General features: G+C 42.9%; 20 protein-coding genes. 7 read left to right on the forward strand and 13 right to left on the reverse strand.

Annotation, left to right across the window (positions count from 1 at the left end; translation table 11 throughout):
* Positions 1–198: 198 nt before the first annotated feature.
* Positions 199–699 (reverse strand): lactoylglutathione lyase family protein, encoded by a 501-nt coding sequence (locus PSYCG_RS05085; protein ID WP_020443238.1) that lies wholly within the window; start codon positions 697–699, stop codon positions 199–201.
* A gap of 92 nt (positions 700–791) precedes the next feature.
* Here PSYCG_RS05085 and PSYCG_RS05090 point away from each other — a divergent pair, with 92 nt between their 5' ends.
* Entirely contained in the window at positions 792–1,661 is an 870-nt protein-coding gene (locus tag PSYCG_RS05090) for a LysR family transcriptional regulator (RefSeq protein WP_020443239.1), read from the forward strand.
* Positions 1,662–1,699: 38 nt separating this feature from the next.
* Here the strand turns inward: PSYCG_RS05090 and PSYCG_RS05095 are convergent, their stop codons facing one another.
* Positions 1,700–2,836, reverse strand: coding sequence for a glycerate kinase (locus PSYCG_RS05095; RefSeq protein ID WP_020443240.1), 1,137 nt, complete (start codon positions 2,834–2,836; stop codon positions 1,700–1,702).
* Between the two features lie 20 nt (positions 2,837–2,856).
* Positions 2,857–4,215, reverse strand: coding sequence for a GntP family permease (locus PSYCG_RS05100; RefSeq protein ID WP_020443241.1), 1,359 nt, complete (start codon positions 4,213–4,215; stop codon positions 2,857–2,859).
* 231 nt (positions 4,216–4,446) lie between these two features.
* Between PSYCG_RS05100 and cobT the strand changes: the two genes are divergently transcribed.
* From cobT to PSYCG_RS05115, 3 genes are read left to right on the forward strand one after another with little or no spacing between them, the layout of a single operon-like run.
* Positions 4,447–5,505 (forward strand): nicotinate-nucleotide--dimethylbenzimidazole phosphoribosyltransferase, encoded by a 1,059-nt coding sequence (gene cobT, locus PSYCG_RS05105; protein WP_020443242.1) that lies wholly within the window; start codon positions 4,447–4,449, stop codon positions 5,503–5,505.
* Positions 5,505–6,338, forward strand: coding sequence for an adenosylcobinamide-GDP ribazoletransferase (locus PSYCG_RS05110; protein WP_020443243.1), 834 nt, complete (start codon positions 5,505–5,507; stop codon positions 6,336–6,338). Before cobT ends, PSYCG_RS05110 begins: the two co-directional genes overlap by 1 nt.
* 43 nt (positions 6,339–6,381) lie before the next feature.
* Entirely contained in the window at positions 6,382–6,933 is a 552-nt protein-coding gene (locus tag PSYCG_RS05115; RefSeq protein ID WP_020443244.1) for a histidine phosphatase family protein, read from the forward strand.
* Positions 6,934–6,999: 66 nt separating this feature from the next.
* On the opposite strand, the gene PSYCG_RS05120 is transcribed toward PSYCG_RS05115, so the two are convergent.
* From PSYCG_RS05120 to ppsA, 6 genes are all read right to left on the reverse strand, one after another.
* Positions 7,000–7,245, reverse strand: coding sequence for a hypothetical protein (locus tag PSYCG_RS05120; RefSeq protein ID WP_011513368.1), 246 nt, complete (start codon positions 7,243–7,245; stop codon positions 7,000–7,002).
* A 221-nt stretch (positions 7,246–7,466) separates the two neighbouring features.
* A complete protein-coding gene (gene rplI, locus PSYCG_RS05125; RefSeq protein ID WP_011513369.1) occupies positions 7,467–7,979 on the reverse strand; it encodes a 50S ribosomal protein L9 in 513 nt (170 codons plus the stop codon).
* Between the two features lie 20 nt (positions 7,980–7,999).
* Positions 8,000–8,230, reverse strand: coding sequence for a 30S ribosomal protein S18 (gene rpsR / locus PSYCG_RS05130; RefSeq protein ID WP_010198808.1), 231 nt, complete (start codon positions 8,228–8,230; stop codon positions 8,000–8,002).
* Positions 8,231–8,246: 16 nt separating this feature from the next.
* Entirely contained in the window at positions 8,247–8,642 is a 396-nt protein-coding gene (rpsF, locus tag PSYCG_RS05135) for a 30S ribosomal protein S6 (protein WP_011513370.1), read from the reverse strand.
* 290 nt (positions 8,643–8,932) lie between these two features.
* Positions 8,933–9,931 carry an RDD family protein gene (locus PSYCG_RS05140; RefSeq protein WP_011513371.1) on the reverse strand — a complete coding sequence of 333 codons (999 nt, stop codon included), beginning with the start codon at positions 9,929–9,931 and terminating at the stop codon, positions 8,933–8,935.
* A 155-nt stretch (positions 9,932–10,086) separates the two neighbouring features.
* Positions 10,087–12,471, reverse strand: a complete 2,385-nt coding sequence (gene ppsA / locus PSYCG_RS05145; protein ID WP_011513372.1) for a phosphoenolpyruvate synthase — start codon at positions 12,469–12,471, stop codon at positions 10,087–10,089.
* A 422-nt stretch (positions 12,472–12,893) separates the two neighbouring features.
* Here ppsA and PSYCG_RS05150 point away from each other — a divergent pair, with 422 nt between their 5' ends.
* Together PSYCG_RS05150 and sthA are read left to right on the forward strand one after the other, a co-directional pair.
* Positions 12,894–13,742, forward strand: coding sequence for a pyruvate, water dikinase regulatory protein (locus tag PSYCG_RS05150; protein WP_041753451.1), 849 nt, complete (start codon positions 12,894–12,896; stop codon positions 13,740–13,742).
* A 197-nt stretch (positions 13,743–13,939) separates the two neighbouring features.
* Positions 13,940–15,583 (forward strand): Si-specific NAD(P)(+) transhydrogenase, encoded by a 1,644-nt coding sequence (gene sthA, locus PSYCG_RS05155; RefSeq protein ID WP_011513373.1) that lies wholly within the window; start codon positions 13,940–13,942, stop codon positions 15,581–15,583.
* Between the two features lie 133 nt (positions 15,584–15,716).
* Here sthA and PSYCG_RS05160 read toward each other — a convergent pair whose 3' ends face one another.
* From PSYCG_RS05160 to PSYCG_RS05175, 4 genes are all read right to left on the reverse strand, one after another.
* Positions 15,717–16,913 (reverse strand): ABC transporter permease, encoded by a 1,197-nt coding sequence (locus PSYCG_RS05160; RefSeq protein WP_020443245.1) that lies wholly within the window; start codon positions 16,911–16,913, stop codon positions 15,717–15,719.
* The gene (locus tag PSYCG_RS05165; protein WP_020443246.1) at positions 16,913–18,217 is read right to left on the reverse strand and encodes an ABC transporter permease; all 1,305 of its coding nucleotides are present in this window, start codon (positions 18,215–18,217) and stop codon (positions 16,913–16,915) included. Before PSYCG_RS05165 ends, PSYCG_RS05160 begins: the two co-directional genes overlap by 1 nt.
* A gap of 3 nt (positions 18,218–18,220) precedes the next feature.
* Complete coding sequence (locus tag PSYCG_RS05170) at positions 18,221–19,504, reverse strand: HlyD family secretion protein (protein WP_020443247.1); 1,284 nt, start codon at positions 19,502–19,504, stop codon at positions 18,221–18,223.
* An 89-nt stretch (positions 19,505–19,593) separates the two neighbouring features.
* Positions 19,594–21,345: a TolC family protein gene (locus PSYCG_RS05175; protein ID WP_020443248.1), complete on the reverse strand. Its 1,752-nt coding sequence runs from the start codon at positions 21,343–21,345 to the stop codon at positions 19,594–19,596.
* A 510-nt stretch (positions 21,346–21,855) separates the two neighbouring features.
* On the opposite strand from PSYCG_RS05175, the gene glpK reads away from it, so the two are divergent.
* Positions 21,856–23,466, forward strand: a complete 1,611-nt coding sequence (gene glpK, locus PSYCG_RS05180; RefSeq protein WP_020443249.1) for a glycerol kinase GlpK — start codon at positions 21,856–21,858, stop codon at positions 23,464–23,466.
* The last annotated feature ends 149 nt before the right edge of the window (positions 23,467–23,615 follow it).

The following is a 23,615-nucleotide window of genomic DNA, read 5'->3' on the forward strand; positions in this document are numbered from 1 at the left end:
ATAATGGGTATTTAAACTTAGTGTAAAAGCGCAAAAGCTAATTAAATAATAACCCAAATAGTAGCATGCTTAATTAGTTAAGCAATATCTCTGTGATACTGAATATAGCCCATATAAAAATAGCGCCCTTATCATATAAGAGCGCTATTTTTATGTTTCAAAGCAATAATTTTTCAAAAAACATACTACTAATGACTCTTAGTAAGCGCCTTCACTGTAAATCAGCTCATAGCTATGGCTGTATATCTCAACGATATTGCCAAACGGATCTTCCATATAGATCATGCGATATGGCTTTTCTCCAGGGTAGTAATAACGAGGTTTTTCCATCCGCTTTTTACCCCCTGCGGCAACCATACGCTCAGCTAGCTCTTCAACATTCGGATCTTGAACACAGAAATGAAAAATACCAGTTTTCCAATATTCAAAGTTATTGTCAGGGTCTTCTTGATTTTTGAATTCAAAAATCTCCACACCAATACGGTCGCCAGTTGATAAATGAGCGATACGAAAACTGCCCCAACCTGCACCAAAGACTTCGGTACACATCTCACCAATAGCACTGTCATCTTCGGTGATTTCAGTCGGCTCCATGATGGTGTACCAACCCATCACTTCAGTATAAAATTTGACAGCGGCATCGAGGTCAGGTACTGAAAGACCAATATGTGAAAAGCTTCTTGGATAAACATTATTCATGGTTTGTACTCCTTTTTGATATGGGAGTAGTTTACAAAGTTATATGTATTACGTAAAATTATCATTTATTATAAAGATAAGTATGTATTGTAATGATTAATACCACATGGCTACGTACCTTTTGCACCTTGGTGGAAGTCGGGCATTTTACTCAAACGGCTGAGCGTCTATATATGACGCAGTCAGGGGTTAGTCAGCATATACGTAAGCTTGAGAATCAGTTGAATGTTGACTTGCTGATTCGTCAAGGTAAGCAGTTTTCATTAACAGATGCAGGTGAGCAGCTTTATCGAGAGGCAGAAGACATCTTGCAGCGATTATCACGCTTAGAGCAGCGTATCGGTGACGATCCGTACAATGAGGGATTGGTTCGAATTATGTCGCCTGGCAGCGTCGGTTTAAAGCTCTATCCGCAGTTGTTAACATTACAAGAGCAGCATCCACAGCTGGTGATTGATTACCGTTTTGCCCCCAATACAGATATAGAGCAGGCGCTTTCCAAGCATGAGATTGATATAGGTTTTATGACAACTATCTCGGATGATGAGACGGTCAGCTGCAAGCCGGTGGCTCAAGAAGCGCTACAACTGGTGACACCAGTCACAATGATGGAGCCTAGCTGGGAAGCACTTACCGAGTTTGGATTTATTGATCATCCTGATGGCGCACATCATGCCAGTTTGCTGTTGAGCGCCAATTATCCTGAATTTGGACACATCAATGACTTTATTAAAAAAGGCTTTTCTAATCAGATAGGTATGATTTTAGAGCCGGTAAGTAGGGGGCTTGGATTTACCGTATTACCAGCGCACGCAGTTGCCGCGTATCCAAACCCGCAGCTGCTTAAATGTCATCAGCTGCCAGTCTCAGTTAGTGAGACCCTGTACCTTGCTGTACGTCGCCAGCAGGTACTGCCAAATAGGATGCAAACCGTCCTCAATGAGGTGAAGAAATGGCTATAACAGCGTTTAAGAGAGCATCTTAAGTAGCCGTATAAAGCCTACTTGATACTTTGACCTAGTTTTATTGCCGCAGCAATATTGGTGGCAGTGATTTCAACATTATGATAAGCATTTTTAAAGATGTTCTCGATGGACTCTAGCTTTTGGATACTGGGCATGATGATATCAAACTGACTGGTCTGAGCCGATTCTAGTCCATCAACACTGCCACAAATCGCAATCACTGGCGTATGGCGGGCTTTGGCAATGTGACTAATGCCGCCAGCTACTTTACCCATGGCAGACTGAGCGTCAAGCTTGCCTTCACCAGTAATGACCAAATCTGCATCGGCAATGTGCTGTGATAAGTTGGTAACTTTTGCCACTGTATCAAAACCTGACTTTAACTCAGCTTGGCAAAAGCTCATTAATGCATAGCCAAGTCCACCTGCTGCGCCAGCACCCGCTATCTCTTGATAATTTTGATAGCCATGCTGCTCACATACACCTGCAAAATGATTCAATGCTTGGTCCAAATCATTGACTTGCTGTAGACTAGCGCCTTTTTGAGGACCAAATATTGCACTGGCACCCAATTCGCCACATAAAGGGTTGGTGACATCACAGGCTACTTCAAACACTGTCTCCAACACGCTAGTATGGAAGCTTGTCGCATCTAATCGTTGCAAGTTGGCAAGCGCGCCGCCGCCTTCGGCTAGCGTATTGTCGTCACTATCATGAAACGTCATACCAAGTGCCGTTAGCATACCAAGTCCCGCGTCATTGGTGGCACTACCACCAAGGCCGATAATAATACGTTTAACACCTTCCCTTAAAGCATCTGCAATCAGCTCGCCAACGCCATAGCTGCTGGCGATGACTGGATTGCGCTCTGCCACAGTCAAGAGATGTAAACCGCAAGCTTGAGCAACTTCGATGACCGCAGTTGCATCAGGCAGTAATAAGTATTTTGCGCTAATCGGTCGCATTAAAGGGTCATGGACGTGCACTTCTTTCCAGCGACCACCTAGCACGTAAGACAATACTGCAGAAGTCCCTTCACCGCCATCTGCCATGGGTAGCAGTTTATAGTCAGCATCTGGAAACACTTGGCTGAAGCCAGATTGAATGGCGCGGCAAACATCTAGTGCTTCTAAGCTTTCTTTAAATGAGTCGGGAGCAATTAAAATTTTCATGAATGTCTCTTTGAATCTCTTTAAATAAATATCAAGGTTAATAACCAAATAAAGATGATACTGGTCACGCCCTGAATACCAGTCGCCATAGAATGGGCTTTATAAGCCTGTGCCACACTCATACGACTAAACTGGCTGACAATCCAAAAAAAGCTGTCATTAGCGTGCGAGATAGTCATCGCGCCTGCACCAATTGCCATCACACAAAATACGCGACCAAGCTCACTATCGAGACCTATTTGACCCAATAGTGGTGCGACCATCGCAGAGGTGGTCACCAAGGCAACAGTAGTTGAGCCTTGTGCTGTTTTTAGTGCAGCAGAAACGATAAATGGCATAAAAATACCAAGCCCCAAGGCAGATAAAGTCGTACCCAAATAATCGCCAATTGGTGTGACCTTTAGCATAGCGCCAAACGCGCCGCCAGCACCAGTGATTAAGAGAATAGGCGCTGCGACCACCAAGCCTTGAGAGATGCTATCGCTGATTTGCTGCGTTTTTTGTTCAGTATTGATGAGTAAAAATGATAAAAACAAACCAATCAGTAGGGCTGTCAATGGATTGCCAATAAATACCAAGATATCTGTTATGGTGCTTGTACCAAATGGCGTACTAGGTAAGTTAGCAACAGACGACAAGCAAATCAAGACGATAGGCACGATAATAGGTAAAAATGCCATGGTCGCTGACGGTAGCTTACTATAGTCGTCGCGAGTTTTCATGTTTTCTGGCACAGTCGCAGCTGGCGCGTCGAGTGCATCAATATTGTCAGGAGTGGCATTCAGGAAGCGATTGGACCATAACCAACCGGCAAGTACTGCAACAGTTGTCACAACTACACCAACCATGATGACCAAGCCCAAATTTGACTCAAGCCCCAAGTTTCCTGCTGCTGCAATTGGACCGGGTGTCGGTGGTACAAAGGTATGAGTGGCATATAAGCCAGTTGCTAAGGCAATACTCATCGCCACGCTTGATACTTTTAAGCGCTCAGCCAAAGACTCTTTTAACGAGTTTAAAATAATATAGCCTGAATCGCAAAACACTGGTACAGATACTACGGCACCTACGATAGACATCGTCAAAGTGGGGAAGCGTGGTCCTAAGACTTTAATGACCGTTTCTGCCATTACGATGGCGGCACCCGTTTTTTCAAGTATTAAGCCGATAATGGTACCAAATACAATGACCAGACCGATATATCCTAAGATACCGCCAAAGCCATCAGAGATGGTTTTAGCGACCGTATTAAGCGGTACTTGGTAAAACAGTGCGACCAAAAAGGCGGATAGTATCAATACTAAAAAAGGATGCCACTTGAGTTTTGCGGTGGCAAAAATAATAAAAAGAATGGTCAGCACCAGCCAAAATACGATCATCACTGTCTCTATATAGTTGTTAATGTCTTATGACAAATTATGAGGCTCATGCAGCGTGCACTTCATAAAGCATCAATAGTCATATGAATTTTTAAAGGGGCATATTCTATAGTAAATCTACGTTGCTAGGAAATCTATTCGGCTCATATTTGATTTTATTCATGGTAAAGCTTAGATACTCTGCTAGTATGTGGGTTTTGTTTGACATGTACCAGATTTAGGATACTTCCTTTGAACATATTTAATGCCCCGATAATTCCCAATATCGAAAATAATGCGCTACGCCAGCAGCTAGAGCAAATCATTGACCAGAAGACCAAACCAATTGGCGCACTTGGACGTTTAGAGACGCTCGCTCTGCAGTTAGGTATGATTCAAGGCACAATTATGCCAAAGATTGAGCAACCTCAAATTCGAGTATTTGCCGCCGATCATGGTTTAACCAAGCATGGCACGTCTGCGTATCCTAGTGCAGTCACTGCACAGATGGTTTATAACTTTTTGCAAGGCGGCGCTGCCATCAATGTCTTAGCACGTCAGCATGATATTGAGCTAAAAGTAGTCGATGCTGGGGTAGACGCGGATTTTGGCAATTCTCCTTTTAAAGACCATCCGCAACTGCTAGATTATAAAATTCGACATGGTAGCCGTGATGCGCTGACAGAAGCTGCGATGACAGAAGTAGAATGTTTAGCTGCGTTAGAAAGCGGTAGGAGCGTGGTTAAGGACATGGTAGGCAATCTATTGATTGTTGGTGAAATGGGCATCGGTAATACGTCAGCGGCAAGTCTATTGCTGGCGAGACTTGGCGACTTGAGCATTGCCGACTGTATCGGTCGTGGCACTGGTCTTGATGATGCAGGATTACAGCACAAGGCAACTATTTTAATGCAAGTGTTAAAGTGTCACCGTGAAGCGCAAGCGCCGTTCGATGTACTTGCTGCATTAGGCGGGCTTGAGGTTGCTATGATGGCAGGCGCACTGATGCAGGCTGCCAGTGAACGTCGTATTTTGTTAATTGATGGCTTTATCGCCAGTAGTGCTTTGCTTGTCGCCGAGCGCTTAGCACCCGGTGTTGCTCAATATGCTATCTTTTCTCATCACTCAGTTGAACCAGGGCACGCGCATTTATTAAAACTGCTGAATGCTAAGCCATTACTTGATATGGGTATGCGCTTAGGCGAGGGCAGTGGTGCGGCATTAGCGTATCCACTATTACAATCTGCCTGTGCCATTATCAATGAGATGGCAAGTTTTAGTGATGCTGGTATCAGTGAGCAAAGCAAGTGATGCAAAGTTCATCCTCAAAGCTGTCTGTATTGCAGCGCCTTCGTTATGAAGCCCGATTGATATTGGTTGCTGTTCAGTTTTTAACCCGTATATCCGTCCCGTCTTTTAGCCATTATGATCCGCAGTGGCTGCACCAAAGCAGCCGTTATTTTCCAGCGGTAGGCTTACTGATAGGTTTACTTTGTGCTGGCGTGTTTTGGCTTAGCAGTCTCTTACTCATACCGCTAGTTGCGGCAGTGATAAGTACGGCTTTTGGTATCAAGCTGACAGGTGCTTTTCATGAAGATGGACTTGCCGATAGTTGCGATGGGCTAGGTGGTGGACTCACTCGCGAGCGCACTTTAGAGATTATGAAAGACTCACGCCTAGGCACTTATGGCGTATTAGGTTTGGTCTCAGCGCTATTGCTTAAAATCAGCTTACTTACTGCGATGCCAACACCCGTTGCTATCGTTGCACTCATTATTGGGCATACTGCGTCACGTTTATTTTGTATTAGCTTACTGACGCTATTGCCTTATGGCGGAGAGATTGAACATGCCAAAGCAAAACCGATGGCACAGCAGCTGACACCATTACAAGCTATATATAGCAGTGGTTGGCTAATATTGGCTATTACTTTGGTCACACTGGTTTTCCCTAATACCATGCAACAGATTGGTATTTGGCGATGGTTATTGGCTTTATTGCTAGGCATAGGCGCGACAGATTATATGCGGCGCTTATTACGTAGACGTTTAGATGGTTATACGGGTGATGGCTTAGGAGCCACGCAGCAGCTTAGCGAAATTGCTATTTACATTGGACTGGCCGCTTCATTGCCCTTAATTTAAGCCAAAGCGTTAAAAATGATGCTAAGAAAGGATACTCGCACTCATGATTCTGTATATTTGGCGTCATCCAAAACCTATTACGGCTGATAGTCTCTGTATCGGACAGACAGATGTAGAGGTCGATAAACGTAAACTAAAACGCCTTGCTAATAAAATACAGCGCTTTGTACGTCTACAGCAATTACCAAAAGTGATTTGGGTTAGCCCCTTACAGCGTTCACTAAAGGTCGGGGGAATATTGGCACAGCGCGGTTTTGAGTGTCGAGTCGCACCTGAATTGGCTGAGATTCATTTCGGTGATTGGGATGGTCAGTCTTGGGAACAGATTGAGAAACAACAAATTGATGAATGGTGCAATAATTTTGCCCACTTTGCGCCTGATTATGGTGAAAGTTTGCAACAGCTGTTTAATCGAGCGGAGAGCTGGTTGGATAAAATTGCAGTTGAGCAAAAAGATCGTCCAGTATTAGCCATCGGTCATGCTGGTTGGATCAATGCCGCTAAGATGATCGCGACTGGTCAAGAGGTACCAAACCTTGCAATTAACTGGCCACACTCTGTAGGATATTTATCCTGTAGTCGTATTGATATTTAACCAAAAAAAATGGTCATTATAATGACCGTTTTTAATATTTAATTATAGTTTAAAAGTGTTGAAATGCTACTGACAGTCATTTGATAGATCATTAATCTTCTCAAAACATGCTCTCTCAGTTTCTGCTATAGCCGAATCAAAGCTCACATAAATGCCTTTGTCATCTAAGGTCGCATACCAATGGTCAGTATTATTATCGGTTAATATTTGGAAGTATTTATTATTAACGATTCTACCAACCTTATAAGTTTTGCCTTCGGTATAAAAGTCATTGCCTTGAGTACATCGTAAAGTGTCATCAGTATTTATCATGGTATCCTAGATTTCATTCATAAAATAGATATCGTCAGCATAGTGACTAGTAGGATTAGAATACAACAGACGTTATCAATAGTCTTTTGTCATTGCGTATACAGTGTTTATTGTCTGTATCAGTACTAATATAAATAACGAAGTCCAAATCCAACACAAAAAAAACCAGCAACCTAAAGTTGCTGGTTTTTTATTGCGACTAAAACTTAGTATGCTAAAGATTACTCTTCAGAATAGTCTTCGTTTTCGTCTGCAGCATTGTCTTCATCTAAATCTTCGTTGTCGCCATCTTCAGAAAGAATGGTAACTAGAATAGTAGCCGTAACGTCATGATGTAGTTGAATATCAACATTATATTCACCAATTTGACGCAAAGTGCCTTCAGGTAGCTTGATTTCAGCACGGTCAACTTCTAGACCTGAGTTAGTCAATGCTTCAGCGATATCGCGTGTACCGATAGAGCCGAATAGCTTGCCTTCGTCACCTGATTTAGCGCGCATGATAACATTAACGTCAGTTAATGCGTCAGCACGTTCTTGAGCAACCGCTACTTCTTTTGCTTCTTCAGCTTCAAGTTCAGCACGACGTGCTTCGAACTTTTCAATGTTAGCTTTAGTAGCAGGTAGTGCTTTACCCAAAGGGATAAGAAAGTTACGTCCGTAACCTGGTTTTACATCGACAGTTTCACCGAGTTTGCCAAGGTTGACGATACGCTGTAACAAAATAATTTGCATGAGTCATTCCTAGTTAACGGTTAACCCTGATGGTTATCAGTGTATGGAAGTAGCGATAAATAACGAGCTTGCTTGATAGCAGTCGCTAGTTGACGCTGATATTTAGTAGACGTACCGGTAATACGGCTTGGTACGATTTTGCCATTATCACTGATATACTGTTTTAGCAATTCAACATCTTTATAATCGATGTGAGTGATACCTTCAGCAGTGAAACGGCAGAATTTGCGACGGCGATAAAAACGTGCCATGATTATGCTCCTTTAATTAGTCATCACTGTGGTTGTCGTTGTCATCATTACTGTCTGGACGACGAGTAGTAGCTTTGCGTGCGCGTTTTTCATCGGCATTCTTGGCTAACTGCGACTCTTCAGTGACAGCATCATCACGGCGCATAACTAGACTACGAATGATCGCGTCGTTATAACGGAATAATTCTTCAAGTTCAGCTAAAGTCTCGCCGTCAGTTTCAATGTTGAAAAGAACGTAATGAGCTTTGTGAATCTTGTTAATTGGGTAAGCAAGTTGACGACGACCCCAATCTTCTAGACGATGGATAGTGCCGTTGTTGTCTTGAACTAACTTGATATAGCGTTCAACCATGCCGACCACTTGGTCGCTTTGGTCTGGGTGTACAAGTAACACCAGTTCGTAATGTCGCATTATGACTCCTTACGGATTAGTAGCTATTAACCCTATGTTAATAGCAAGGAGATTTATAAGGTAAGCTCAAATCCTACCCATTATTATAAATAATTAACAGAGAATAAGCTTAGTTTATAAAGCGCCGTATTATAACAGTAGTCACTGATGAACACAAAGGTTAATCAATGCGCAACTGTTAATAAAAATTATTAATCGAATACCTTGTTTCTTTATCAATAAAAAAGCAACGCTGATACGTCGCTTTTTATGACAAACATAAGAGATATTATGAATAATCAAAAATAGGATTATTTTATTTTTGGCTCTTTTATCAATTGACTACTATCTGCTTTAACTACCAAAGTTTTGGCCAATTTGTCGTGCCAACCAATGTTTTCAGGGCTTTTAGACGCCATATAATAATGAATAGCAATAAGGACAAAGCCTAAAAAGCTGGTAAACGAGAATAGTAAGTTATAAATGATAAACAGCAAAAAGGTACGCATACCAATAAGCTTTAAAAATGATGGCAGACGATGGGTGGTTTGATCAACCACACGAATACCCGTAATCATTTTGCCCAGCGATTGACCACGTAAAGTGATAAATAACAATTGCAAGGCAAACAAACCAAAGACCATGACCTGCGAGATCATCAACGTGCTGCTAGGCAAGCTTTCCATCAATGTCACTGAGTACTGATAAGCAGCGTCCATATCCTGAATATTTTGGAACTTGGTATAGTCGACATCCATCTTGGTCAATGCCATGACTAGGGGAAAAATAGCTAATAAATACAGTAAAGCATTCAGCGCCGTTGCCAATATCCGTGACATGATAGGAGCGAGTATCACATTACCCACTACTTTATCTTTCGCTGAAGCAGCTTTGGTCGCGTTAGATTTATTTAATGACACGTTGCTATTTGGCGTGTGATGACGATTGGTTGTCATATCTGCTTTGGTGTTTTTAGCCGTGTCTTTTGAACGTTCAGGCTTGCCATATAAACGATCTAGCGATACCGATTGTTTGTCTTTATTGGTATCTGCTGCATCGTCTTCTGGGAAGATAGTAACGTTGTTAATGATAGAATCATTAACCTCAGGCATCGCTACATGAGTTGGGCGATAAAAGGCTTGATTATTAGTTAAGTTACCCATGCGCTGCCACTGATCTAAGCCGTCATGCCAGACCAAATCATCTAATAGCACTTCACCAGAGGTGAGCATAATATTGAGCTGATCCAAAGTGTAGGGACCGGCTTGTACGTTATTTCGAGCAAGGAAAATCTGCATAATTGCCTGCATAGTTAGTCATGTCTTAAGTCACTGTTTTAAAAAACTGCTTTTCAGTCACTATTGATCATACATTATATTAGGGTCTATTTGAAAAAATCAAATAGACCCTAATAATTGTATCTTAAATGACGGTGTGAATTAACGTTGTGACGTAACGTTACAGCTTATTTCGCTTCTTCACCCGCTAAGAAGAACCAAGTATCTAGTACTGAGTCAGGGTTCAATGATACTGAGCTGATGCCTTGCTCCATGAGCCATAAAGCTAGATCTGGATGGTCTGATGGACCTTGACCACAGATACCGACATATTTGTTTTGCTTACGGCAAGCATCAATTGCCATTGACAACAGCTTTTTAACCGCAGGGTCACGCTCATCAAATAGATGTGAGACGATACCTGAGTCACGGTCAAGACCTAGAGTCAACTGAGTCAAATCGTTTGAACCGATTGAGAAACCGTCAAAATGCTCTAGGAACTCTTCTGCTAGTAAGCAGTTGGTTGGTAGCTCACACATCATGATAATGCGTAGACCGTTTTCACCACGTTTTAGACCATTTTTCTCAAGCAATTCGATGACTTGTTTGGCTTCACCAACGGTACGGACGAATGGAATCATAATCTCGACGTTGGTCAAGCCCATCTCATCACGGACGCGTTTCAGTGCTTTACACTCAAGCTCGAAGCAGTCACGGAAATTGTCAGACACATAGCGACTCGCACCACGGAAACCAAGCATTGGGTTTTCTTCTGATGGCTCGTATAACTTACCACCAAGCAAGTTAGCGTATTCGTTTGATTTGAAATCTGACATACGAACGATAACAGGCTGATCCATAAAAGCAACGGCTAGGGTTGAGATACCTTCAACCAATTTATCTACATAGAAATCAACTGGTGAAGCATAACCTGCGATGCGCTCATTGATGGCTTGTGCAATTTCACGTGGCAAGCTGTTCATGTTCAGTAGCGCTTTTGGATGCACGCCAATCATACGGTTGATGATGAACTCAAGACGCGCAAGACCAATCCCTTCGTTCGGCATTTGGGTAAATGAGAAGGCACGATCTGGATTACCAACGTTCATCATGACTTTGAATGCAAGCTCAGGCATAGATTCTACAGAGTTGGTCTGTACTTCAAAATCAATCTGACTTTCATAAATGAAGCCAGTATCACCTTCGGCACAAGAAGCAGTCACATCTTGACCATCAACCAACAGCTCAGTGGCATTACCACAACCAACGATAGCAGGGACGCCTAGCTCACGAGCGATAATCGCTGCGTGACAAGTACGACCACCACGGTTGGTAATGATAGCAGAAGCACGCTTCATGACTGGTTCCCAATCCGGATCCGTCATATCTGATACCAATACATCGCCTTCTTGTACTTTATCCATCTCATTTAGGTTGCTAACGATACGGACTTTACCTGAACCGATACGTTGACCAATTGAGCGACCTTCACACAATACTTTAGCGTTAGTCGTGTCGATGATATAACGTTCCATGACATTGCTGTCTTGGCGGCTCTTAACCGTTTCTGGACGGGCTTGAACGATAAAGATTTCATTGGTGTCACCGTCTTTTGCCCACTCGATATCCATTGCTTGACCATAATGCTTTTCAATGGTCATGGCTTGCTTGGCAAGTGACGTCAGCTCTTCCGTAGACAAAGAGAACTGCATGCGATCTTCTTTTTCGACATCAATGACTTTTACTGATTTGGTGGTACTACCTTCATCACCATAAATCATTTTCTTATGCTTGCTACCTAAGTTGCGACGGATAATCGCAGGTTTGCCGTTAGCAAGTAATTGCTTTGATACATAGAATTCATCAGGATTTACGGCGCCCTGTACAACCATTTCACCTAGACCGTAGCTTGAAGTGATAAAAACCACTTGATCAAAACCACTTTCGGTATCTAGTGTGAACATAACGCCTGCAGCACCAGTTTCTGAGCGAACCATACGCTGTACAGCAGCAGATAACGCTACGCCTTCGTGTTCAAAACCTTTGTGCACACGATAAGAGATAGCACGGTCATTATAAAGAGAAGCAAAAACTTCTTTAATCGCGATTAGGACGTTATCAATGCCGCGAATGTTTAAGAACGTTTCTTGCTGACCAGCAAATGAGGCATCTGGCAAATCTTCAGCAGTAGCAGAAGAACGTACCGCAACCGCGATTTCTTTACCATCGCTCATTGCTTCGAATGAATCACGAACCGCTTGCTCAAGATCTTTCGGCAGTTCTTGCTCAATAATCCAAGTACGGATTTTTTTGCCAGTTTCAGCAAGTTTATTGACATCATTAACATCTAAGGTTTTAAGCTCGCCGTTAATTTTATCAAGTAAGCCTGTTTCTGTTAGAAACTGGTAAAAAGCATTTGAAGTTGTGGCAAAGCCGCCTGGAACACTAACGCCCAAATCAGATAGATGGCTGATCATTTCACCAAGTGAAGCGTTTTTGCCACCGACCATTTCAATGTCGTCTTTTCCTAACTGATCAAGGTTAATTACAAGTGCTGTAGATTGCGCTGCCATGATAACTCCAGAAAATAAGGTTATTTAGTAAAGATTATAATGGTCGATTATACCCCTATATTTTGAGAATTTCGAGAGCTTGAAGCAAAAAAAAGATGAAAAAGCTACAAATTGTGAGATTTGCTACATATTTATTAGGCTAGATCATAAATTTTGGCACGATAAATATCGATCTTACAGTGAGCTGAGTCTTAAAAATCTATCTAAGTCTAAGTGTACGCCTGTAACATTGATTACTATTAAGCGTCTATTATGCGTATAATAAAGGTGAAAATTTGAGACGCATATGACCAAATTATGAAGCGCTAGATGCTAAAAATGAAAGGCTGCTACTGAGGTTTCAACCAAGGATTTAAAAATAAGGTATCAACGTTATGTATGTAAATCATTCGTCACCACAACCCAATTCTACGATTCAAAATATGAAAGCACTAGAAGTTGATAACGCTCAAAACATAAGAACGGCGTTTTTTATCTCTGATGGTACGGCGATTACAGCAGAAACGCTTGGGCGTGCTATTTTAAGTCAGTTTGCTTCAGTGCCTTTTGAGACTCGAGTATTGCCTTATGTGGATAATCTAGAACGTGCTGAAGATGCAGTTGTGCAAATCAATACCGCCTATCAGCGAGATGGCTTGCTGCCATTGGTATTTGATACCATTGTCAGTCCTGAGATTCGTGAGAAAATCAATTCAGCACACAGTTGTAATCTTGATATGTATGAAGGTCTCATCGGTCGCGTAGCAGAAGAGACGGGCGTGGAGCCAGATGGGCATTCAGGTCATGCACATGATAACGTCGACTCTGAGACTTATAAAGAGCGTATTGATGCGGTGCATTTTGCTTTAGATAATGATGACGGCGCGCGTACCCGTCATTATCACGCAGCAGATATTATTCTGATTGGGGTATCACGCTCTGGTAAAACGCCAACCTCATTATATTTGGCGCTACAGTTTGGTATTCGAGCGGCCAATTATCCTTTAACCGAAGAAGACCTAAACGACAACCAGCTACCTAAAGCATTGCGTGAGCATAAACACAAGTTATTTGGTCTGATTATCGATACGGATCGCTTGGTGAAAATCCGCCAAGAGCGTCGCGCGGGTAGTCGCTACTCAAGTTATCAGCAATGTCAGCAAGAACAGCGCGCAATACAAGGAATTTATACCTCGCAGGGGATTCCAAGCCTTGATGTGTCAGAGATGTCCGTTGAAGAGATTGCCACGCGTATATTGCAGATGACTGGTCTCAAACGCCGCATTGGCTAATTGAGCTCGGCCTCTATTTTTCTGAAAAATAATACTTTTGAAAAAAACAGTTGTAGTGGTGTCTGTATTGCAAAATAACGTATCACCACGTATGGTGGACACACTTTAGCACCATGGATATTTTTATCTAGACATTTATAAAGATGAAGGCGTCCGCGAGCTAAAAAACAGATTCATAAATGAATAAAGAGGACACGATGGGAAGCAAAACGATAGGCGACGCGACCAATGATACTGGTAAAGATATTAAAACTGAGGTGTCTAATAAGGAAAGTGGTCGTGTGCCAAACCCCGAGCATACTGAGGGTAAAAATAAGAAAGAGAAAATCGAACAAACGCATGAGCAAGTTACTGAAGACATCATGCATCATCCAGATTTGGTCAATCCACTAGATGATACACGTATCGACGTAAAATCGGGCTTTACTAAGGATTCACAACGTCTAAAAAGCGATAAGCATGAGTTTGAATATGATGCGGTCGTATTAGGTGCAGGTCCTGCGGGTGAAGCTGCTGCCATGAAACTTGCCAAATCGGGCAAGAAAGTAGTGGTTATTGACCCGCGCGAGCAAGTAGGCGGTAACTGTACCCACGTTGGTACGATTCCAAGTAAAGCTTTGCGCCAGTCGGTTTTTAACTTGATTAACTTTCGCCGTGACCAGATGTTTACTAAGGCCATGGACTATCATCAAGTCCCGCTGAATATCGTGTTAGCTAAAGCTCGAAAAGTGATTTTGCAACAGGTTCAGACACACACCAGATTCTATGAGCGCAACCAAATCGAAGTGATTCATGGTTGGGCAAATTTTATCGATAAAAACACGATACGTATCGAAATTGATGAAAATACCTTTGAAACGATCACCTTTAACAAAGCTATCATTACGGTCGGCAGCCGTCCATACCGCCCTGATATCTTAGACTTCAATCATCCACGCGTATTTGATTCTGATAAAATCCTACAGATGGATTATGTGGTTAAGAAAATCATTATTTATGGCGCTGGCGTGATTGGCTGTGAGTATGCGTCTATCTTTACTGGTCTTGGCTATAAAGTAGATTTGATTAATAACCAGAACCAACTGCTAAGCTATTTGGATAGTGAAATCAGTGACGCTATTGCTCATGATTTCCGTCAATTTGGCGTGGTTATCCGTAGCAATGAAGAGATTGACCATCTAGAAACGCACGATGACTGTGTGATTTTGCATCTAAAAAGTGGTAAGAAAATCAAGTCAGACGCTATTTTATGGTCGAATGGACGCTCAGGTAATACTGAAGGCTTAAATTTAGAATGCCTAGGTCTAGAAGCCAATAGCCGCGGTCAGCTGAAAGTTGATGATACTTACTGTACCGAAGTTGAAAACATCTATGCAGCGGGCGATGTTATCGGTTGGCCTTCATTAGCTTCTGCTGCTTACGACCAAGGGCGCTGTGCGGCGGCATTTATGGTCGGTGACCGTGATGCAGAGCCCGTATCGAGCGTACCAACAGGTATTTATACTATTCCTGAGATTTCATGTATCGGTAAAACGGAACAAGAATTAACCGATGCCAAAGTTCCTTATGAGGTCGGTCAGGCTTTCTTTAAGCATCTTGCACGCGCGCAAATCATTGGTGAGCGTTCAGGCGTTCTAAAAATCTTGTTCCACCGTGAGACGTTAGAGATTTTAGGTATTCATTGCTACGGCAATCATGCTTCAGAGATTATTCACATTGGGCAAGCCGTGATGAAATGTAATGCCACGCTTGAATACTTTGTTAATACCACCTTTAATTATCCAACAATGGCAGAAGCTTATCGCGTCGCGGCATTGAACGGTCTTAATCGGGTGTTCTAACGATTAATGATATTAAACTGAGTCAAATAAAAAAGCGTCTGTAATTATATAGGCGTCTTTTTTTATCATGGTTAATATGGTTAATATGGTTAATATGGTTAATATGGTTAATATGGTTAATATGTTATTAACTTTAATAAGCATTTTTACGTTCTGACGTTAACCAGCGGAATAGCAACAGTAGAATAAAGTAAAAAATCCACAATCCTGCCAACGCATAAAATCCTGTCGCTACTTGCGCGATACTGGCGCCCATTTGGTTAAGCTGCACGGAAGTATTGATACCTGGTGTCGTTGGCAATAACCAACGAATAATTTGCAAGAATTCAGGAAGCTGATGGGCAGGCCACGGATAGCCACTGACAAAAAACATCGGTAATGAGCTAAAAATTAAAATTTGCATACTACGCTCGCGCTGGCGAAACCAAAGTCCAAGCACGCAACCAAGTGTGGCGACTGTCGGACAAAATAGCAGCAAGAATAATAAACTGCCGAGCATGTTTTGCCCGCGCGGATAGTCATGAAGCTCAAATGCCCAGCCGTAATAAAAACAGCCAATCACAAAGCTAAACATACTTAGCGCGGCAATCCGCCCAAGCCAGCCACGAATATTAGTTCTATGGCGTCGTTGCTCATACCAAGTGCTGATTAACATCGCCGTTGACATCAAAAGCGTTTGCTGCAAGATAAGAATAGACACCGCTGGCACGACGTAAGCGCCATAACCTTCCGTTTGATTATATAAAGGGATAATCTTTAACGGTACGGCTTGGGTTTTGGCAGAAGCAGTCGCTAAGTACGCCCCTTGTGCCACGTTTTTCTTTACCTCAATGCCAGCTGAGACGGTACTAACCGCTTGCAAAAATCCCATTTGTACGTTTTTATTTAATAAAAAATAGCCGCCATTACCAAGCACGCTGACGCTAGCGGCTTTGCCTGACAACACTTGCTGTTCAAGTCCGCTTGGAATAATCATGTAGCCTGCGATGTCATCCGCCCATATGGCATCGATGGCTTGCTGCTCATTTAAGAAGCGTTTCGTATCTAGTTGCGGGCTGGCACTGGCATAGCGAACGATGGTTTGCGATAAAGGACTATTGTCTTTATCAATAATGCCAACAGGCACGTGGTTGACCACTTCGGTAGAATACGGCCAAGGATAGAAGAAACCATAGATAATCGGTGCAATCATCAATAGTAACAGCACACCTTTATCAGAAAACACGTCTTTTATGGTTTGTAAAAAGCTGCCAAAGAAGCTTGGCGATGCCAGAATTTCCTCTGATACTACTATTTTAGTAGACGATTTATGATTTGAATTGGATGACATCAGCGTGCTCCCCAGCGTTCAGGATGCGCTAATGCGCGTTTGCTTAGTAAAGCCGTTAAATATAGCGTAACGAGTGTTGCCAGTGTCAGTCCGTAAACAATTGGTAAGGATATGATGACAGGCGCTTGCATCTGTAACTGTGCAATATGTAGCTTAAGATAATGGGTAAGCGGCAGCACATCTGACCAATGCTGGGCATTCTTACTGATAGCGACGTAAGGAAACGTCACCCCAGCGAACGCATAAGAAGGTGCTGAGATAAAACCCGTCGCTGATAAACCCATACGCAATGAGAAGGAGCCTAAGGTAAATATAGCGCCAAGCCAGAAAGATAACATCATTAATAATACAAGGCTTATATAGGTTACCATGAGCGCGCTAATAGCAATCGATTGTTGCGGCGCTGCCAGCCATAAAGCCAATATCGACCAAATACTATAAGCCAGTAGCGGCCAAAAGTACTTGCCTAATAAACCAAATATCAATACCGGTATAATTACTTCTTCTGATGCTTGGTTTTGACTGGCTGAGACATTATCTAATGGACTAGGTTGGCTGTCATTATTAGGTTGATCATCTTTAGGTGGTAATGTTAAATAAACATGACTGCCATTAATAAAGTGATACCAGCGTCCGATTCGCTTGTCACGCAATTCACGGCCGATCGTCGTTGCGCCAATCACCATTGCCAAAATATGCAGCAGAGCAGGAATGACTGTCGATGCCAAAAATTGCTGATAATCAGTCGCAGCATTAAACAAGCTAATACGTTGAATACTAATAGGAGAGTAGGCAATCGCAGCTTGTGATGGAGCCATCCCTTGCTTGACCAAGCGCTTCATCTCAACGCCTGCGGATAAGGTACCGATGACAGACTGTACGCTGGTTTGGATAATGCCAGAGTGGGTGCCATATTGGGCATTGACTTGGAGTACGATAGGAGCAGGCTTACTTAATAAGATATTACGAGAAAAATCTTCAGGGATAATGACGACTGCATAGATATCACGCTGCAAGATAGCAGCTTTTGCCGCAGCAGGCGTATGATATAGCTGCTTTACCGTCAAATTAGGATTGGCTTCCAAATACCGTAATGCTGTATTGGCAACAGGCCCCCGATCATTATCAATCACGCCAATAGGTAAGTCTGTGATTTGTATTTGTGAAAAAATCCACCAAATCAGCAGCACAGTAGCCAGCGGTATCCAGAACACCATCGCCAAGTCCCACGGATTTTTGGCTAAAAACCGTCGCTCATAAGCTGCACTGCGTACAAAAGCATCCTTTAGCTTCGTCATGCGCATAGCTTACTCTTGGTTCTGATTAACGAAGGCAGGATTGAGACGTACAACTACGCTCATACCTGAGCGAATACGTCTATCAGGGTTAGTGGGTCGGGCTTTTACTTCAAAGGTACGAACATCAAAACCATCGTCATTGTTAGTCGGTCGCCAAGTGGCAAAGTCAGACAAGGTTGAAGTAGCATAAACAGTGAATTGCTTGGTATAAGGCTTTTCAGGTGATGATAAAGCGGGAATAGTACCCATGAACCGCTGACCAATCGCAAACTGATTTAAGTAGGTTTCCGTGACATTTAAGACGACCCATTGATCATTGGTATTGACTAAGGTTAGCAGCGGCACACCTTGACCGATCACTTCACCTGCATTGACGATGACATTATCGACGACACCAGAGATTGGGCTTTTTAAGTTGGCTTCTTCTTTCGCTACCAATGCTTCTTCTAATTGCGCATCGACTTGCGCAACTTGTGCAGTCGCCGCTGACTTATCTTCACTACGTGCGCCTTCCATCGCTAACTCATACTGTAAGCGTGCTGCTTCGGTTTGATCTTGAGTTGCCAAATATTGTGCATAGGCTTCATCACGCTTTTGCCGCGCCATCAGTCCTTCTTCATACAGACGATTAACACGCTGATAAGTGTTTTCTGCCAAGTCGGATGCCGCTTTATGAGCTTGCCACGCTGCTTTTGCTTGAGCGATTTCTTGCGGGCGCGCCCCATTTTCTGCTTTATCTAGCTGGCTTTGTGCCATCTGTTTGCCAGCGCGTGCCTGATTGATTTTTGCATTAATCTCAGGCGAATCCATCTCTATTAGCTGTTGACCGACCGTTACTGCATCACCTTCTGTGACTAATATTTTTGCAATACGTCCCGGTACTTTTGCCGCGATAGACGTTTGCTGCATTTGCATTTGCCCTTGGAGGGTAATAATTTGCGGCTCGCTATGCTGATTGCTCTTGTATAAACCATAAGCAATCACACCCAAAATAACTAAAATCACCAGCGCCAAAATCGCCTTTTTAATCTTTGTTGATTTATTATCTTTTGCTGACTGGCGCTTATAGCTTGGCACCGTTTGCTCCGGCTCAATGCTAGTATCAGTATTGGTGTCCCTATCGGCATCAGTGCTGTTATTCATATCAGTCTTAGACGCATCAGCATCATTTGCATCGACCGTAGAATCCATGTTCGTGGGCGCTGGATTATCGTTAGTATTGGTCGATCCAGTCGATGAGTTTAAGCCACCTAGTTTGCGCGAGTCGCCTGATTCGTGGGTAGATTCAGTCATGACAGTGAGATTCCTAAAGCAATAAAGTCGGTAATAAGCAAAATAAATCGTTTGTCGTCTGATATTGCTAAGACGATAAATGGGCGATGTTATTTGTCATATAAAGTGGGTAGCCGAATATCGGCGGCATTGAGATAGGCATTAAAGGCAAGGGGCGTACCGCAGCTTTGCATAAGAGCAGCAAGTGATTGAACATAGCTATAAGCTGCTTGCGCTTGCTCCGTACGTGCTTTTAACGACTGCGTTTGTGCTTGGGCAATCTCGACTGGCGTATTCAAACCCTCTTGTAATCCAAGCCTGCGCAAACGCAAGACTTCTGCCGCAAGCTCTACATTGCTTTGTAGAGCTTGATAGCGTGATTGGGCGTTATTCACATCATGCCAGTTTTTTTCAACCAGTAATAATAGGTTGTCACTGACTTCAATCTCAGACAAATCAGCTTGGCGTATTTTGGCATTACTTGATGCCAGAGACGCAGTTTTATCCAGACCGCCCCATAATTTCCAACTCGCCGAGACGCCAGCGACCCAGCTTGGGTCTTTTTCGATTTGCCCATAGCCATACAGCATCACAGTCGGCTTGTAACCAGTATCCGATAGCGCATGCAATTGCTGAGCCTGAGCTCGTTTGGCGGCGACTTTTTGTAGACCTGGGTGATTGGTCAGTGCCAAATCTTGAAAGTAGCTGACATCAGGTAAGGGTCGGCTTGAGACAAACAAAGGTGTGCGAGGTTTAATGCGATACTCAGTGCGCAATAGACGCTGTAAAGCTATCATGGCAAGACGTGCATCATTATTGGCATTGACAGATTCACTTTTGGCATCAGCAAGTGCCGACTGCGCCTCTAAGCGATCAACCCGCGATATAAAACCTTCTTCAAAAAGCCGCTGCGCCATATGGTCAGTCTGCTGCAAAGTATCATAGGCATCGTCGCGTAAATAAGCGGCAATGATTGCCAGTTGCGCTTTAAAATAACGCTCTATTAAAGTGTTATAAAGCTCATTTTTGTCCAATATACTGTCAGCTACGGCTTCTTGAGTACGAGCATTGGACGCGCCTGTCAGAGCGGCAGTACGTCCAGCGGTATAAATAGGCCATACTACCCCAAGTCCTGCGCCCACCGTAGAGCCTGAGCGTTTTAACTCGTAGTTATCTGGGATACGCTCACCAACCAATTCACCAAAATTTGGCAAATCTGGAATGGGCGGAATAATGTCACCAACCCCATTATTAATATCATTAACGATGCCGTTTTTTAGCGACGATAGATCAATGTCCGCATCCAAATTGTAGGTAGTGGCTGAAACACGAGCAAATACAAGTGGGTGATCGATAGTTTTGAGGGCGTCCGTTTGATATTCGCTGGCAGCAATAGTGGCCTGATTGGCAGCGATTTTTGGGGATACTTGCAACAAAATATTTTGCGCTTGTTCAAGACTTAACAAGCTAGACACTTCTAACGGATAGCTATTCTCTATGCTTTTATGGGTAATAGGATCGATAAGCGTGCTTAGAGCTGCTTGACGTCCAGAGACCTCGCCCGTACTGTCGCCACGTATCGTCGCTGATTTTACAGAAGCTTCGTTTATAGAAGATTTGTTTGCAGAAGCTGCATGCTTAGAGGATACCGTTTTAGAGGTGATATTTTGATTGACCATATCAAGTGCACGTAATGCATTGTTTTGATTGTCGGCGTCGATAATCTGTGTCACATTGACAGCTATCACCTCATTTTGTGACTCATTCATATGCTCATTAGCGCGTGCAGAGGCAGTCGCCGCTATACTCATGAGCGTAATCGTCATCACGGCAGTGGACAGAGTCGATAGAGCAAATTTCATAGGTCACGTAAGCCATTAATTAGAATGCAAGGTACAAGTTAAAAGGTGTCTAGAATCACACGCAATGTATAAACAGTATTAGTCATGCTGAGTACTATTTATGCTAGAGAGAATCTAAGCTAAATATTATGCAAAATGTGCTGCTAAATAGACTAAATTATCAAATATGATTCGATCTGAAATTTGTCATGGATGACAAAGCGTACACTGTAGTGCCACAATAGTGACGGGTCAATGCTCACTATTTGCTTATTCTGCATTGTATCAGCAAAGGGTTTATGGTAACGCTTTTAACTATAATGAATCATAGCATCATTTAATAAACGGCTGATATAGGCTAGTAACTTGTTTTTCCTCTGATTTTCCTAATTGCATAGGTTTAAATTTTTTGTAAGTACTATCTATAAAATGGATAGCATTATCTATACTGAATTTTAGATTTTATAAATTTATAGTTAATAAATAATAATATTAGACTCAAATAAGACAAGACAAGATGGGATGTGAGTAATGGCAGGATATATTTTAGCGTTAGATCAAGGGACAACGTCAAGTCGAGCGATACTGTACGATGATCATGCGCGCCCAATCAAAATGGCACAGCAGCCAACAGTCTTAAAGACACCGCAAGCAGGCTTTGTTGAGCAAGATGCCCAGCAAATTTGGCAGACGCAAATCAGCTGCGCTCATGACGTCATCAATCAGGCAGGGCTACTCGCCACCGATGTTAGCAGTATCGCTATTACCAATCAGCGTGAATCTATTGTCATGTGGGATAAGCAAACAGGTAAGCCACTTGCCCCCGCTATTATTTGGCAAGACAGGCGTACAGCGAGCTACTGTGAAGCGCTTGCTGCTGAAGACTTAATGAATGCGACACAAGGTAATACTAGCAACAATAATAGCCAAGGCGATATGGCAAGCGAAGTGCAACGTATTACAGGTCTGCGTTTAGATCCATATTTCAGTGCCAGTAAAATCGCTTGGTTACTAGATCAAAATCCTAAATTAAGCGTACGCGCCAGCAAAGGTGAGATAGCAGTTGGCACCATAGACAGCTGGCTGATATATAAGCTCACAGGTGGTGAGCATGTCATCGATGTCACTAATGCTTCTCGTACCTTGCTATACGATATCCATAAACTGGCATGGTCGGAGGAGTTGTGCGCCCGATTTGGCATACCCATGAATATTTTACCCAAAGTTCTGCCATCCGATGGCGACTTTGGCAAAACCAAAAAGGGATTATTTGCCAAACAAATCCCAATTCATGCAGTATTGGGTGACCAGCAAGCAGCACTTTTTGGTCAAGGCTGTCTTGAGACGGGCATGGCTAAAAATACTTATGGCACCGGTTGTTTTATGCTAATGAATATCGGTCAAAAGCCGCTGCTTAGTGAACATAAGCTACTCACAACTATTGCATGGCAACGAAAATCTGCACCAACTCGCCCAGACAATCTCTCGTTCGAACAAATCGTCCAATCTGGCAGACGCATGCTACAGCCTCCAAGTAGAGAAGTAACTTATGCGTTAGAGGGCAGTGTTTTTATGGCGGGTGCAATTGTACAGTGGCTGCGTGACAACCTAGGTATGTTTCAAAAAAGCGGCGAGGTAGAAGACTTGGCTCGGCAAGTTGAGAGCAGTGAAGAGGTGGTTTTGCTGCCAGCATTTACAGGATTAGGTGCCCCTTATTGGCGCTCAGATATCAGTGCCAGTATTACTGGTATGAGTCGCGGTACGACCAAAGCTCATATTGCAAGGGCAGCACTCGAGGCGGTTGCTTATCAAACATACGATGTGCTCATTGCCATGCAAAAAGACAGTCCGCATCCACTCACTGAATTAAGGGTAGATGGGGGCGCGGCAAATAATGATTTGTTGATGCAGTTCCAAGCAGATTTATTGAATGTGCCGGTACTGCGTCCAAGAGACACAGAGATTACTGCAAAAGGAGCCGCTTTACTTGCTGGCTTAAAAACAGGTTTATATGATGATACAACGATGAAGGCCTCATGGCAGGTAGATCGAGTTTTTGAGCCTAGTATGTCTATAGATGTGCGTGAAAAGCATCTGTATAAATGGCAACAAGCTATCAGTAGAGCATTAATAGTGCCATGATTACTATGATAGATAGTGTTTTACTTATTACTTAATAGCCGTTTTTCAATATTGTATAATCGACTCACCTAGAAACTACGTCAATTGACAAAGTTTTGGTATAGATACAGACTGTAACGCAATACCATCGTGATTTTGACACTGTTTAC

Origin of the sequence: Psychrobacter sp. G, assembly GCF_000418305.1 — a bacterium.
In the GTDB taxonomy this organism is placed as follows: Bacteria; Pseudomonadota; Gammaproteobacteria; order Pseudomonadales; family Moraxellaceae; genus Psychrobacter; species Psychrobacter cryohalolentis.